The 12,972-nt window shown below is 71.8% G+C and carries 14 protein-coding genes; 9 read left to right on the top strand and 5 right to left on the bottom strand.

Annotated features, from left to right (window positions below):
* Positions 1-4: 4 nt before the first annotated feature.
* Positions 5-778 carry an SDR family oxidoreductase gene (locus tag CRP50_RS18705; RefSeq protein ID WP_097280713.1) on the bottom strand — a complete coding sequence of 258 codons (774 nt, stop codon included), beginning with the start codon at positions 776-778 and terminating at the stop codon, positions 5-7.
* 99 nt (positions 779-877) lie between these two features.
* Positions 878-1,528 (bottom strand): cation transporter, encoded by a 651-nt coding sequence (locus CRP50_RS18700; protein ID WP_097280712.1) that lies wholly within the window; start codon positions 1,526-1,528, stop codon positions 878-880.
* Between the two features lie 83 nt (positions 1,529-1,611).
* Here CRP50_RS18700 and CRP50_RS18695 point away from each other — a divergent pair, with 83 nt between their 5' ends.
* From CRP50_RS18695 to CRP50_RS18655, 9 genes are all read left to right on the top strand, one after another.
* Positions 1,612-2,052, top strand: a complete 441-nt coding sequence (locus CRP50_RS18695) for a MerR family transcriptional regulator (protein WP_097280711.1) — start codon at positions 1,612-1,614, stop codon at positions 2,050-2,052.
* Between the two features lie 91 nt (positions 2,053-2,143).
* Positions 2,144-3,085: an AEC family transporter gene (locus CRP50_RS18690; protein ID WP_097280710.1), complete on the top strand. Its 942-nt coding sequence runs from the start codon at positions 2,144-2,146 to the stop codon at positions 3,083-3,085.
* A gap of 180 nt (positions 3,086-3,265) precedes the next feature.
* Entirely contained in the window at positions 3,266-4,579 is a 1,314-nt protein-coding gene (locus CRP50_RS18685) for a hemolysin family protein (RefSeq protein ID WP_097280709.1), read from the top strand.
* A 150-nt stretch (positions 4,580-4,729) separates the two neighbouring features.
* Positions 4,730-5,065, top strand: coding sequence for a hypothetical protein (locus CRP50_RS18680; RefSeq protein ID WP_097280708.1), 336 nt, complete (start codon positions 4,730-4,732; stop codon positions 5,063-5,065).
* Between the two features lie 276 nt (positions 5,066-5,341).
* On the top strand, positions 5,342-6,109 hold the full coding sequence (locus CRP50_RS25650) for a hypothetical protein (RefSeq protein WP_176525262.1): 768 nt from the start codon (positions 5,342-5,344) through the stop codon (positions 6,107-6,109).
* 61 nt (positions 6,110-6,170) lie between these two features.
* Positions 6,171-6,545, top strand: a complete 375-nt coding sequence (locus CRP50_RS18670) for a hypothetical protein (RefSeq protein WP_097280707.1) — start codon at positions 6,171-6,173, stop codon at positions 6,543-6,545.
* A 10-nt stretch (positions 6,546-6,555) separates the two neighbouring features.
* Positions 6,556-7,287 carry a C39 family peptidase gene (locus CRP50_RS18665; RefSeq protein ID WP_097280706.1) on the top strand — a complete coding sequence of 244 codons (732 nt, stop codon included), beginning with the start codon at positions 6,556-6,558 and terminating at the stop codon, positions 7,285-7,287.
* 13 nt (positions 7,288-7,300) lie between these two features.
* Complete coding sequence (locus CRP50_RS18660) at positions 7,301-7,801, top strand: hypothetical protein (RefSeq protein ID WP_097280705.1); 501 nt, start codon at positions 7,301-7,303, stop codon at positions 7,799-7,801.
* 43 nt (positions 7,802-7,844) lie between these two features.
* Complete coding sequence (locus CRP50_RS18655; protein ID WP_097280704.1) at positions 7,845-8,174, top strand: hypothetical protein; 330 nt, start codon at positions 7,845-7,847, stop codon at positions 8,172-8,174.
* Positions 8,175-8,188: 14 nt separating this feature from the next.
* On the opposite strand, the gene CRP50_RS18650 is transcribed toward CRP50_RS18655, so the two are convergent.
* The 3 genes from CRP50_RS18650 to CRP50_RS18640 all read right to left on the bottom strand — a co-directional run bounded on the left by CRP50_RS18650 (position 8,189) and on the right by CRP50_RS18640 (position 12,932).
* Positions 8,189-9,490: a transporter gene (locus tag CRP50_RS18650; RefSeq protein WP_176525261.1), complete on the bottom strand. Its 1,302-nt coding sequence runs from the start codon at positions 9,488-9,490 to the stop codon at positions 8,189-8,191.
* Entirely contained in the window at positions 9,487-10,845 is a 1,359-nt protein-coding gene (locus tag CRP50_RS18645) for a sigma-54 interaction domain-containing protein (RefSeq protein WP_101614019.1), read from the bottom strand. Before CRP50_RS18645 ends, CRP50_RS18650 begins: the two co-directional genes overlap by 4 nt.
* A 365-nt stretch (positions 10,846-11,210) precedes the next feature.
* Complete coding sequence (locus CRP50_RS18640; RefSeq protein ID WP_097280701.1) at positions 11,211-12,932, bottom strand: SLC13 family permease; 1,722 nt, start codon at positions 12,930-12,932, stop codon at positions 11,211-11,213.
* Positions 12,933-12,972 lie beyond the last annotated feature (40 nt).

Here is a 12,972-nt window from a genome sequence, read left to right as displayed (position 1 = left end):
CGGCTCAGGCGCGGGTGACCGACAGGCCGCCGTCGGCGAGCAGGGTCGCGCCGGTGACGAAGCTGGCGGCGTCGGACAGCAGGAAGAGGGCCGCCCGCGCCATTTCCTCAGGTGCGGCGATGCGCTTCAGCCCGTGCAGGTTTTCGATGAAGGCGCGGCTTTCGGCGGCGGGCTCGGGCAGGCCGGCGGCGAACATGGGCGTGTCGGTGCCGCCGGGCAGCAGGGCGTTGACCCGGATGCCTTGCGCGCCGTACTCGGCGGCGAGCCCGCGCATGAGCCCGAGCACGCCGGCCTTGGCCGCGCCGTAGGCGGTGAGGCCGGGGAAGCCGACCGTGTGGCCGACGAAAGTGCCGGTGAACAGCAGGGCGCCGCCGCCGCGGGCCAGCAGGGCCGGGATCTGGGTCTTGGCGGCGAGGAAGGCGCTGGTCAGGTTGGCCTCGACCACCGCCCGCCAGTCGGCGAGGCTCAGGTCGGGGATCGGCGCGGCCATGCCGGTGTCGCCGACGTTGTTGAAGGCGGCGTCGAGGCCGCCGAAGCGCTCCACCGCGACGGCGACGAGCCGCGCGGCCACGTCCTCGCGGGTGACGTCGCCCGCCACCTCCACCACGCGGGCGCCGGTCGGGTCGAGGCTGCGGGCGAGGTCGGCGAGCGGCCCCTCCCGCCGGCCGGCGAGCACGAGGCGGGCGCCCTCGGCGGCGAACAGGGTGGCGGCGGCACGGCCGATGCCGGACGACGCGCCGGTGACGATGACGACCTTGTCGGAAAGCTGGGGCTGCATGGCGGTTCCTTCGGATGCCGGTGTGGATGCCGGCGATCCTAGGGACCGGTCACGCGGGCGGCTTCCCGCCCTCTGGCGCCGAAGCGAGAAAGTGCGGCCTCACTCCGCCGCGGTCGCCGAGGCGGTCGACGGCGCGGCGCAGGCGCGCAACTCGGCCCGTGCCTGCCGCAGGATCTGGGCCGACGACCACAGGAAGAGGCCGGCCATGAGCCCCGCGACGGCGAGGTCGGGCCAGCCGGTGTTGGTCGCCCACACGCCGCTGGCGGCGAACAGCACGGCGACGTTGCCGATGGCGTCGTTGCGGCTGCACAGCCAGACGGACCGCACGTTGGCGTCGCCGTCCTTCCACTTCATCAGAAGCAGCACGCTGAACAGGTTGGCGGCGAGCGCCAGGACGCCGACGATGCCCATGATCTCCGCCGCCGGCACGCCGGTGACGAACACGCGGTAGAGCGTGCTGCCGAACACCCAGGCGCCCATGAGCGACAGGCTGATGCCCTTCAGCAGCGCCGCCCGGGCCCGCACCGTCGCCGCCATGCCGATGACGGCGAGGCTGATGCCGTAGGTGGCGGTATCACCCAGGAAGTCCAGCGCGTCGGCCTGCAGGGCCTTGGACTGGGCGGCGATGCCGGCCGTCATCTCGACGGCGAACATGGTGGCGTTGACGGCGATGACGATCCACAGGACCGTCTTGTAGGCCTTGGACAGGCCGTCGAACTTGGCTTTGTTGCAGCAGCAGGTGCCTGCCATGGCAGGGTCTCCGAGCAGGGGGTTCCGTTCCACTGCCTGAAAACCTAATGTCTCTAGCGGCTATAGGTTCAAGGGGAAAAATCATGGCGGCGAAGGGCATGACCATCGGCCGGCTGGCGCGCGAGAGCGGCTGCAAGGTGCCGACCATCCGCTACTACGAGCAGATCGGCCTGATGCCGGAACCGGCCCGCACCGAGGGCAACCAGCGCGTCTACGCCCAGCGCCACGCCGACCGGCTGGCCTTCATCCGCCACGGCCGCGACCTTGGCTTCACGCTCGACGACATCCGCGACCTGCTGCGCCTGAGCGAACACCCCGAGGCGCCGTGCGACCAGGCCGACGCCATCGCCCGCCGCCACCTGGACGGCGTGCGCCAGCGCATCGCCCGGCTGCGCCTGCTGGAGTCGGAACTGGAGCGCATGGCCGGCCACTGCGCCGGCTCGTCGGTGGCCCAGTGCCGCGTCATCGAGATCCTCGCCGACCACGACAAGTGCCTGCACGACCGCCACGCCGCGCCCGACTGAGCCGGCGAAGGCTGACTTTCGGGCTTGGAGGACGAAGACGGGGCGGTGATGATCGTCGGCCCCCTCCCCACCCCATCCCTCCCGGCCGGTGATGCTGACCACCACCCTCGAAATCGTCGTCCCCGTGTTCCTCGTCGTCGCCTTCGGCTGGCTGTTCGCCAGCCGTGGGCTGGTGACGGGGACGGGGACGGCCGCCATCACCAACTTCGTCTTCTACCTCGCCATCCCCGCCCTGCTGTTCCGCACCCTGGCGACGGGCGGGGTGCAGGAGCAGTTCGACTGGGCGATCCTCGGTGCCTACTACGGCGGGGCGCTGCTGAACTTCGTGGCGGCCTGGCTGCTGTCGCGCGGGGTGTTCGGCACGCCGGCCGATGCGGCGGGGCTGGCAGGCATGGCCGGCACCTTCTCCAACCTCGGCCTCATCGGGCTGCCGCTGGTGCAACGGGCCTACGGCGATGCCGGCCTCGTGCCCTTCATGCTCGTCATCATGGTGCAGTCGGCCATCATCTTCACGGTGACGACGCTCGCCGTCGAGATCCCGCGCGGTAGGGGCCGCGGCTGGCTGCGCAGCGTCGCCGCGCCGCTGCGCTCGGTCGCGGTCAACCCCATCGTGGTGGCGGCGCTCGGCGGCATGGCCTTCGGCTTCACCGGCCTGCCCCTGCCGGGCATCGTCGACGAGACCCTGGTGCTGCTCGGCCGCGCCGCCGGGCCGGTGGCGCTGTTCGTGCTGGGGTGCTCGCTGGTCGGCTGCCGCATCGCCGGCGACCTGCGCGAGACGCTCGTCATCACCGCCGTCAAGCTGATCGCCATGCCGGCGACGGTCTACCTGCTCGCCGCCCACGTCTTCGGCCTGCGGCCCGGCTGGGTGACCGTTGCCGTGCTGGCCGCCGCCATGCCGTGCGGCGCCAACGTCTATGTCTTCGCCCGCCGCTACGACACCTATGTGAACCGCGCCACCGCCGCCGTGGTGCTGACGACGCTCGGCTGCGTCGCGACGGTGACGGCCCTGATCGCCCTGCTGCCGCCGCCTTGACGCGGGCCGGGACGGCCTCGGCGTCCGGACGGTCTCATTGACAACGGCAGCCCACCGACGTACCTCTTCGCCTGCCCTGCATCAGGTCCGGGCCCCTCTGGCGACGACGGCGGTTGTCGCGATGTCGGACCTTCGTTCGTCATTGCGCTGACGCGGCGCGTTTGGCAACGGACGTTCATCATGTCCCTGGCGACCGAGCTCGCCGTCATCGCCGTCCTGATCCTGTTCAACGGCTTTCTCGCCATGTCCGAACTGGCCGTGGTGTCCTCCCGCAAGGGCCGCCTGCAGGCCATGGCCGACGACGGCTCCCGCGGCGCCCGCCGGGCCCTGATCCTGGTCGAGGATTCGGGGCGCTTCCTGTCCACCGTGCAGATCGGCATCACCCTGGTCGGCGTGCTCGCCGGTGCCTTCTCGGGTGCCACCCTGGCCGGGCGCTTCGCCCGCTGGCTGGCGGAGACGGCACCCGCCCTCACGCCGTGGTCGGAAGAGATCGGCCTCGCCGTGGTGGTCGGCGCCATCACCTATCTGTCGCTCATCGTTGGTGAACTGGTGCCGAAGCAGGTGGCGCTGGCCGACCCCGAGCGCATGGCCGCCCTCGCCGCCCCCGTCATGCGCGTGATCTCGGCCATCGCCGCGCCGCTGGTGTGGCTGCTCGACCGGTCGAGCACGCTCGTCCTCGCGCTGCTGCGGGTCGAGGCCCGCGACAGCGCCATGTCGGAAGAGGAAATCAAGGCGGTCATCGGCGAAAGCACCGCCGCCGGCGTCCTCGCGCCGGAAGAGCAGGAAATGATGCGCGCCGTCATGCGCTTCGCCGACCGCAAGGTGCGGACCATCATGACGCCGCGCCGCGAGGTCGACTGGCTGGACCTGTCCGAGCCGCACCCGGAAATCGTCGCCCGCATCCGCGCCACCAAGCACTCCCGCTACCCCGTCTGCCGCGGCTCCATCGACGAGCTGCTCGGCGTGGTGGTGGCCAAGGACATCCTGGACCGGGCGCTGGCCGGCGAGGACTTCGACCTGAAGGCCCTGGTGCGCCAGGTGGAGGTCGTGCCCGACGGCGCCGGCGCCCTCGGCGTGCTCGAACGGCTCAAGCGCTCGCCCATCCACATGGCCGTGGTGGTCGACGAATACGGCTCGGTGGAAGGCGTGGTGACGGCGGCCGACATCCTCGGCGAGCTGGTGGGCGGCATGAGCGAGCACGGCGAGTCGTGGGATCCGCAGGCGGTGCGCCGCCACGACGGCTCGTGGCTGATCGACGGCGACATGGACGCCGTGCGCGCCGGCGAGGTCATCGGCTATCGCGGCCTCGGCACGCGCGGCAGCTACGCCACGCTCGCCGGCTTCGTGCTCACCGGCTTCCGCACCCTGCCGGTGGCCGGCGAATCGTTCACCCGCGACGGCTTCCGCTTCGAGGTGGTCGACATGGACGGGCGGCGCATCGACAAGGTCCTGGTGACGCCGCCGGCCGGCCCGGCCGACGGGCAGGACGCCTGACCGAGACCCCGCATCGCACGCCGCCTGCGCCGACCGGATGAGGCGGCCCCGGCCGTTTTATCGTCCGGCGTAATCGTTCGCGCGGTTCGTGGGGGCCGGCCGCAGCCGTACCGTGGATGTCGACCGTCGCCCTATGCGCAGGAGGCACCCATGTCGACCAAGACCCTCGCCCTGTGGCTGAGCCTGGCCGCCCAGGCCGCGAGCGGGGCGGCCGCGGCGCAGGACGCCGCGCCGTCGCCCGCCGCGGCCGACCTCGGCAGCGTGTTCGGACGCTCCATCGACGCCGACACCGCCCGCGGCGCCGCGGCACCGCTCCAGCAGGTGCCGGGTACCGCCACCGCGCCCGGCAAGCTCGGACCGCCGGAGGCTGCGGCATCGCCCCTGCCGCGCGACGCCTCGCCCCGCGACCTGACCGAGAGCATCGGGCTGGACGCCGTGCACGACTTCCTCACCCCGACCGTCACCCGCCGCGGCGGCGCCTTTTGAGCCCGCGGTCGACGGCGCGTGCACATTCCTGAACTCGTGGAAATCGCGAAAAATCGCGCCGGTTCAAGGACTTGCCGCCACGCTTGCCGATCGGCGGCCGGGTCGCTGTTCAAACCTCCGGACCACGGCCGCCGCGCCCCTCGGCCGACCAGCACAGAGCCTTGATATTCCTCGATAATCCGGCATGGCATGACGGATGCAAAGCGCGGACCGCCCCGCAACGGTGTTTTGGGGGGCCCATCAAGCGAAGACACCGTCATACGAGGAGAAGTCAAGATGCTCATCAGGCAGACCCTGCTCGCCGCCGCCTCCGCCGTGGCTCTTCTGGCCGCCCCCGCCATCGCCCAGGACAACAGCGAAGCCGGCCCCGGCAACGCGGCGCAGGACGCGGCCTTCATCGGCGACGCCAACGCCGTCGACAGCTACAACCAGGACAACGACACCAACACCACGACCGACACCAACACCAACTTCGACAACGACAACTCGACCGATACCGACAACTCGGTGGCCGACAGCTACAATCAGGACAACGACACGGACACCGACAGCAACTACGCCAACGACAACTCCATCGACACCGACAACTCGGCCAACGGCAGTTACAACCAGGACAACGACACCGATAACTCGGTCGCCGACAGCTACAACCAGGACAACGACACCGACAACTCGGCCAACAGCAGCTACAACCAGGACAACGATACCGACAACTCGGTGGCCGACAGCAACAACCAGGACAACGACACCGACAACTCGGTCGCCAACAGCTACAACCAGGACAACGACACCGACAACAGCATGACGGCGACGGACAACGCCTGGATCGTCATGGGCAGCGCCGCCATGAACGCGACCGACCTGAGCGCGTCCATCTCCGGCTCCAACTTCACCGACATGGTCTCCGAGGGCGCCTGGGTGCGCACCGGCGACATCGGCAGCGCCGACATCAGCGGCTCGCGCGGCATCAACCAGGTCAACATGAACACCGGCCTGGCCTCCATGAGCAACAGCGTCTCGATCAACTCGACGATCGGCCAGTGACGCCAGTCCCAGGCGGCGGGGGCGACCCCGCCGCTTCCTCCCTGCCCATGGAGTGACGCACATGCCCCGCTACCATAGGCTTCGCAGCGTCGTCACCGCCTGCACCGCCGGTGCATGGCTGGCCGCGTCGGCCGGGACGGTCGCGGCCGCCGAGGTCACGATCGACGACCTGATGGGTCCCGGCGTGATCGAGAGCGGCCTCGCCGACATCCGCGGCGGTGCGGCCGCCGAACCGATCGTCGACGGCGACCTGGCGATCAACGACAGCCGCCAGGGCGCCACCATCACCGACAACGCCATCCTCGCCCCCACCCGCAGCGGCGCCATCACGGGCAATTCCATCGCCGGCAACCGCGGGCTGACCATCTCCAACTTCAACAGCGGCAACTTCAACGCCTTCCAGACCACCGTCCAGTACAACATCTCGCTGCAGTGAGGAGCAGGCCATGCCGCGCGCCGCCGGGCCGTCCCCCCTCCCCTCCCGCACCGCCCTCGCGGCGGCCCTGGCGGTCGCGGTGCTGACCGCCGCACCGGCCGCCGCGGAAGCCGGCGAGGTCAGGCTCGGCGCGGGGGCCGGCGGCGTCTTCCGGCTCGGCGTCGAGAGCATGCAGGAACGCAAGTTCCGCGGCATCTTCCGCCAGGAATACGACTTCTCCTGCGGGTCGGCGGCGCTCGCCTCGCTGCTGACCTTCCACTACGACCGGCCGCGCACCGAGCACGAGGTGTTCCAGTCCATGTACGCCTCGGGCGACCGCGCGCTGATCGAGCGCCACGGCTTTTCCCTGCTCGACATGAAGATGTACCTGGAGCGCAACGGCGTGCCCGCCGACGGCTTCAAGGTGCCCATCGAGCGCCTGCAGACCGCCGGCATTCCCGCCATCGTCCTGATCGACACCGACGGCTACAAGCACTTCGTCCTGCTCAAGGGCATCACGGCGCAGCACGTGCTCATCGGCGACCCCGCCGTCGGGGTGACGCGCCTGACGCGCGACGCCTTCGTCCGGGTGTGGAACGGCATCGCCTTCGTGATCCGCGACGACCTGGACCTGGGCCGCGCCAGCTTCAACAGCGACCGCACGTGGCAGGCCCTGGTGCGGGCGCCGCTCGGCACCGCCCTGTCACGAACGGCGCTGGCCGACCTGACCACCACCACCTACCGCGCCGGCAACACCTACTGAGGAGAGCCCCGCCATGCATCGCGCCGCCGCCGCAACGGCCCTGTCGCTGACCGTCGCCCTGGCGGCCGTCACCGGCGCCGACGCCCGCGCCGCCGACGCCGCCTTCCCTGGCGTGGCGCCGGTCGCGGCGGCGGAGCTGGGCGGCGTGCGCGGCGGCATGCGCATCGGCGACTTCGACATCGACATCGGCATCGCGCTGCGCACGTCCGTCGACGGCACGCCCGTCCTCACCTCCAGCCTCGGCAGCGGCCCCGACGGCTTCGTCGCGGTCTCCGACGGCATTCCGGCGGGCGGCTTCGACGTCGTCGCCCGCAGCGTCGGCGGCGGGCTCGAGGTCGCTCACACGCTCGGCGGCATCCCCGCCACCACCATCCGCAACACCCTGAACCGCCTCGCCATCGATCAACTGGTCACGGTCGACATCACGGTGCGGAACTTCCACGACCGCATCGACACGGTGCGGTCGCGCCGCATCGCCGACGGAGCCCTGCGCCAGTCGATGACGGGCCGGTGAGACGTGCCGATACCGATGCCGATGCCGCAGTAGGGAGGCCGCCATGCATCCGAGGACGTACTTCCTGCTCGCCTGCGCCGGCATCGCCGGCCTCGTCGCCACCGCGACGCCGGCGCGGGCGGCGGACGCCGGGGCCGACGCCGTGTCGTGGTTCAGCGCCCCGCTGGATGCCGCGGTGCTCGGAACCACCCGCGCCGCCCGGGCCCCCGATGCCGACCCGGCGGAAGACGGCCGCATCCGGGTCGGCGTCGTGTTGTTCGACGAGCTGGAATCCCCGCGGCCGCGGCCGTCGCGCGGCACCTCCTCCCGCACCGCCGGCGCACCCGGCACCGGCGCCGCGTCCTTCCACTCCACCCTGGCCGGCGGCCCGTGAGGCCCCGCCGCAGCTCAGAAGCGGTAGGGGAAGCTGAGCGTCACGCGGGCGTCGGGCGCTTCCTCGGTCAGGCCGGCGGCGATGCGCAGGTCGGTCGACCACGACTCGTTCAGGCGGAAGTTGCCGCCGAACAGGAAGGACGCCACATGCGCCGGATCGCCCTCGTACTCGATGCCGTCGACTTCGGTGGTGGTGGCGAAGACGTAGTTGTGCTCGTAGCCGACGCTCAGGCTGAAGCGCTCGTTGAAGGCGACGCCGACGCCGAAGCTGAGGTTGACGGAATCGCCTGGGTCGACGCGGCCGATGCGGGCAACCCCGTCGCGGCTGGCGTCGGGGATCTCGACATCGATGTCGCGCCCCATGCTGTAGGAGTAGCCGAGGTTGCCGAACAGCACCACCGGGTCGACGGGAACCAGCGCCGTGACGCTCGGCTCCACGGTCCAGAAGCCGGAGCCGGTGGGCAGTTCCGTCTCCAGGCCCGCCGAATTGCGCTCCACGTCGAAGGGGCCGGTGCCGGTCGGCGCCTTGACGCGCACGTTGCCGATGAAGATCGGCCAGTCGTCGGCGCCGGCGTTGATCTGGTAATGCCCGCCAAACTCGACGTCGCCGACGCCCATGCCCTCCAGGTCGCGCAGGCGGCTGAAGGAGGGATCGTTGACGCCGGTGCTCTGAATGCGGTCGTTGCGATAGACGTAGGGCACGCGGGCGGCCACCTCCAGCCGGTCGGTGACGCCGTAGCGGCCGCCGACGGCGGCGGTCGCCGCCTCGCGGTCGGTCTCGCTGGCTTCGATGATGCCGAACAGCACCGCCTCCACCACCTCGACGCCGTCGAAGAAGAAGCGGTTGCTCGACGAGGTGCTGAACTCCAGTTCCGGCTCGATCACCACGCCGCCCGGCGGCGTCAGCACCCCGCCGACGTCGCGGATGACCGCCAGTTCGATGTCGCGGGCACCGCCGCCCGCCTCGCTGCCGTCGCCGGGCGGGGTGGATGAGGTGGCGCCGTCGTCGCCCGGCGCCTGCGCGACCTGCGCCCGGGCCGCCGGGGAGGGACGGTCCAGGGCGCCCGGCGGCGCCGGCGCCCGGCCGCGGCCGAGGATGCCGCCGAGCGCCACGTCCTTGAGGAACTGCAGTTCCTGCCGTTGCTGCGCCAGCGCTTCCTCCTGCTCGCCGAGGCGCCGCTCGTGCTCCTCGATGAGGCTCATGAGGCGGGCGAGATCCTCTTCCGAGGCGGCGGCCACGGCGCCTTGCGGCACCAGCAGAACGGCACAGAGGGCGGCGGAAGTGATGGCGGCGGCGATGGTTCGGCTTTCGGTCATGGGCATTCCGGCTCGTGCTGGGCTGCGGCGCCGCCCGATCGCGACGCCGTGATGCAGTGCTTGCGGAACAGGCTGTAGAGGGTGCCGCGCGACACGCCGAGCAGCTCGGCGGCCACCGCCGGGCGGTTGCCGGCGTGGCGCATGGCGATGCCGATGGCGTGTTTCTCGGCCTCGGCGCGCGCGGCCTCCAGCGTCGCCACCCGGTCGTCCGGCGGCAGTCCGCCCGCCAGGCCCAGGTCGGCGGCGGTGATGCGGCCGTTGCGGCACAGGGTGAGGCCGCGCCGCACCGCGCTGATCAGCTCGCGCACGTTGCCCGGCCAGGGGTGCGCCGCGAGCGCGGCGACGGCGTCGGTGGCCAGCCGTGCCGACGGTCGACCGTGTTCGGCCTTCAGGCGGTCGATGAAGTAGCGGGCGATGAGCGCCACGTCGTCGCCGCGCTCGCGCAGCGGCGGCAGGTGCAGGCGCAGCACGTTGATGCGGAAGAACAGGTCCTGCCGGAAGCGGCCGGCGGCGACGGCGGCCTCCAGGTCGACGTGGGTGCCGGTGATGATCCGGGCCCGCACGCGGATGTTGCCGACGCCGCCCAGGCGCTCGATGGTGCCTTCCTGCAGGAAGCGCAGCAGATGCGCCTGCAGCGCCAGGGGGAAATCGCCGATCTCGTCGAGAAACAGGGTGCCGCCGGCGGCGCTTTCGATGCGTCCGATCTTGCGGCCGAGGGCGCCGGTGAAGGCGCCCTTCTCGTAGCCGAACAGCTCCGACGCCACCAGATCGGCCGGGATGCCGGCGCAGTTGATGGCGACGAAGGGACCCGACGCCACGGCGGACCGTTCGTGAATGGCGCGCGCCGCCAGTTCCTTGCCGGTGCCGCTCTCGCCGGTCACCAGCACCGGCGCGTCGGTCTGGGCGAATTGGCGGATGTTGGAAAAGACCGTCTTCATGGCCGAATGCGTGCCGATCATGCAGGGCTCGCCGGCGGCGGCCTGCTCCGCCGCCCTGCGGACCCGCTCCAGCACGCCCACCCGCCAGAAGCCGCGGACCACCGCGGCCAGCTCCCACGGGTCCGCCGGCGCCGCCGCCAGATAGTCGACGCCATGGCCGCCGATGTCTTCCGCGCCGGCGGCGTCCATGCGGGCCGCATCGGCCACCACGATCCGCCGCACCAGCGGAAACGAGCGGTCACAGACGGCCAGGGCCTCGGTGATGCGGGCGGCGTCGTTCCCGACGTCGACGATCGCCACGCACGGTGTCGCCGGACCGCCGGGACCATCCAGGCGTGGCGGCTTCGCATGGCGCACCACGAAGCCCTCGGCCAGCGGCGCAAGGCCGGCGGGCAGGTCGCGGGCGATGTAAAGCACTTCGGGCTTCCGGTCGACCGCCTGCGTGATCCGCTGCAGGGCGGCGGTCCGGCTCCCGTTTCTGACCGCAGATCCCCTCATGCACCCTCTCTCGACAACGAGCCGTGAAAGGCTCACCGGGAGACGCTAGCACCAGAGAGGCCGCAATCCACGGGGGCGTCGGCACCTTCACCCCGAATCGTTTCACATGGCTATACTTAGGGCGGGAGCCATTTCGAGGAAATTGGATAAAGCACGAGCGATAAAAGGGAGAGCGAGACTTTGGTCGAACGACGCCGGTCTGTGGACTCGTCGCCCCGAGGCGCGACCGCCGCCCGACGCCCCGGTCTCCCGCGGGGAGCCGGAGAGGATGGCGGTCCTGTCGCTCAGGCTATGGACAACAGCGCCACCGCCACCACCCCCGTCAGCACCACCAGCGGCAGGCCGGGGCGCCAGTAGTCGCCGAAGCGGTAGCCGCCGGGCGCCATGATGATGGTGTTGTTGTGGTGGCCGAAGGGGGTCAGGAAGTCGGCCGAGGCGCCGATGGCGACGACGATGAGGAACGGGTCCACCGGCAGCCCGGCCTGGGTCGCGAGGCTCACCACGATGGGGGCGACGACGATCACCGTCGCCACGTTGTTGAGCACCGGTGTCACCAGCACCGTGAAGGCGAAGGTCATGGCGAGCAGCGCCGTCGGGCCGGCGCCCTGGGCGAGGTCGAGGGCGGCATGGGCGAGGGTCGCCGCCGCGCCGGTGGCGGCGAGCGCGCCGCCCAGCGGCACCAGGGCGGCCAGCATCACCACCACCGACCAGTCGATGCGGCGGTAGACGTCGCCGATGGGCAGGATGCCGGCGAGCACCAGCGCCACCACCGCCGCCGTGAAGGCGATCTCCGGCGGCACCAGGCCACTGGCGGCGGCGGCGAGGGCGGCGCCGAACAGCGCCACCGTAGTCCGCGGCCGGCGGCGGCTCATCGAAATGGGCCGGCGGGCGAGCGGCAGGCAGGCGAGGTCGTCGGCCGCCTGCACCGCCTGCTCGGCCGGTCCGTGCAGCAGCAGGACGTCGCCGACCGCGAGCGTCAGGTCGGCCAGCCGGCCTTCGTAGCGGCGGCCGTTGCGGGCGACGGCGACCACGGCGACGCCCCACCGGTCTTCGGCGTGCAGGGTGCCGAGGGCGCTGCCGAGCACCACCGATCCCGGCGTCACCACCATCTCGACGAAGTCGGCCGGCTCCTCGATCCCCCCGAGCGCGACGGTGCCTTCGGCCGCCAAACGTTCCATGGTGTCGAGCCCGGCCTCGGCCAGCAGCACGTCGCCAGCGGCGATGGTCACCGCCGCCGGGCGGGCGAAGACGCGGGCGCCGCCGCGCAGCACGCCATGGACGCCCAGCACCGGCGGCAGGTCGGGCAGCGCCGTGCCGACCAGCGGCGAGCCTGCCGGGATCGTCAGCTCGCTCTGGTAGCGGCCGACATCGTAGGCCGGCGCCTCGGCCGCCGGCGTGCGGTCGGGCGTCAGCCGCCATCCCGCCAGCGCCAGCCACACGAGGCCCACGACCGCGACGGGCGCGGCATAGGGGGTGAAGGCGAAGACGGCGAAGGGCTCGCCCACCGCCTGCTCGCGGACCTGCGAGATCAGCAGGTTGGGCGGCGTGCCGATGAGGGTCGTCATGCCGCCGAGCAAGGTCGCGAAGGACACCGGCATCAGCACCTTCGCCGGGGCCAGCCCGCGCCGCGCCGCCACCGCCAGCGCCACCGGCATCATCATCGCCAGCGCGCCGACGTTGTTCATGAAGGCCGAACTGAAGGCGGCCACGGCGCAGAGGGCGGCGACGAGCCCCGTCTCGCCGCCCGGCAGGCCGCCGATGCGCCCGACCAGCGGGTCGAGCGCGCCCGACTGCACCAGCGTCCGCCCCAGGACCAGGATGGCGGCCACCGTCACCACCGCCGCGTTGGCGAAGCCGGAGAAGGCCTCCGCCGCCGGCACCAGGCCGAGGCCGACGCCCGCCAGCAGCGCCGTCACCGCCACCACGTCGTGGCGCCAGCGGTGGGCGGCCAGCGCCGCCAGGGTCGCCAACAGCAGCGCGAGGATCAGGATCTGGTCTGTCGTCATGGGCAGTCCGGCCGGTGGGAGGCCGAGCGTCGCTCAAGCC

This window comes from Caenispirillum bisanense (assembly GCF_900230255.1).
GTDB classification, from domain to species: Bacteria; Pseudomonadota; Alphaproteobacteria; order Rhodospirillales; family Rhodospirillaceae; genus Caenispirillum; species Caenispirillum bisanense_A.
The sequence above is the reverse complement of the archived record's forward strand: the minus strand, read 5'-3'. Positions and strand labels throughout refer to the sequence as shown.

What these genes read in the sequence shown, in the direction of transcription:
- CRP50_RS18690 (WP_097280710.1), top strand. Translation starts at nt 2,144, where the DNA reads ATGCTGACCACCACCCTCGAAATCGTCGTCCCCGTGTTCCTCGTCGTC.
- CRP50_RS25650 (WP_176525262.1), top strand. Translation starts at nt 5,342, where the DNA reads ATGCTCATCAGGCAGACCCTGCTCGCCGCCGCCTCCGCCGTGGCTCTT.
- CRP50_RS18695 (WP_097280711.1), top strand. Translation starts at nt 1,612, where the DNA reads ATGGCGGCGAAGGGCATGACCATCGGCCGGCTGGCGCGCGAGAGCGGC.
- CRP50_RS18685 (WP_097280709.1), top strand. Translation starts at nt 3,266, where the DNA reads ATGTCCCTGGCGACCGAGCTCGCCGTCATCGCCGTCCTGATCCTGTTC.
- CRP50_RS18680 (WP_097280708.1), top strand. Translation starts at nt 4,730, where the DNA reads ATGTCGACCAAGACCCTCGCCCTGTGGCTGAGCCTGGCCGCCCAGGCC.
- CRP50_RS18705 (WP_097280713.1), bottom strand. Translation starts at nt 778, where the DNA reads ATGCAGCCCCAGCTTTCCGACAAGGTCGTCATCGTCACCGGCGCGTCG.
- CRP50_RS18655 (WP_097280704.1), top strand. Translation starts at nt 7,845, where the DNA reads ATGCATCCGAGGACGTACTTCCTGCTCGCCTGCGCCGGCATCGCCGGC.
- CRP50_RS18650 (WP_176525261.1), bottom strand. Translation starts at nt 9,490, where the DNA reads ATGACCGAAAGCCGAACCATCGCCGCCGCCATCACTTCCGCCGCCCTC.
- CRP50_RS18700 (WP_097280712.1), bottom strand. Translation starts at nt 1,528, where the DNA reads ATGGCAGGCACCTGCTGCTGCAACAAAGCCAAGTTCGACGGCCTGTCC.
- CRP50_RS18660 (WP_097280705.1), top strand. Translation starts at nt 7,301, where the DNA reads ATGCATCGCGCCGCCGCCGCAACGGCCCTGTCGCTGACCGTCGCCCTG.
- CRP50_RS18670 (WP_097280707.1), top strand. Translation starts at nt 6,171, where the DNA reads ATGCCCCGCTACCATAGGCTTCGCAGCGTCGTCACCGCCTGCACCGCC.
- CRP50_RS18665 (WP_097280706.1), top strand. Translation starts at nt 6,556, where the DNA reads ATGCCGCGCGCCGCCGGGCCGTCCCCCCTCCCCTCCCGCACCGCCCTC.
- CRP50_RS18640 (WP_097280701.1), bottom strand. Translation starts at nt 12,932, where the DNA reads ATGACGACAGACCAGATCCTGATCCTCGCGCTGCTGTTGGCGACCCTG.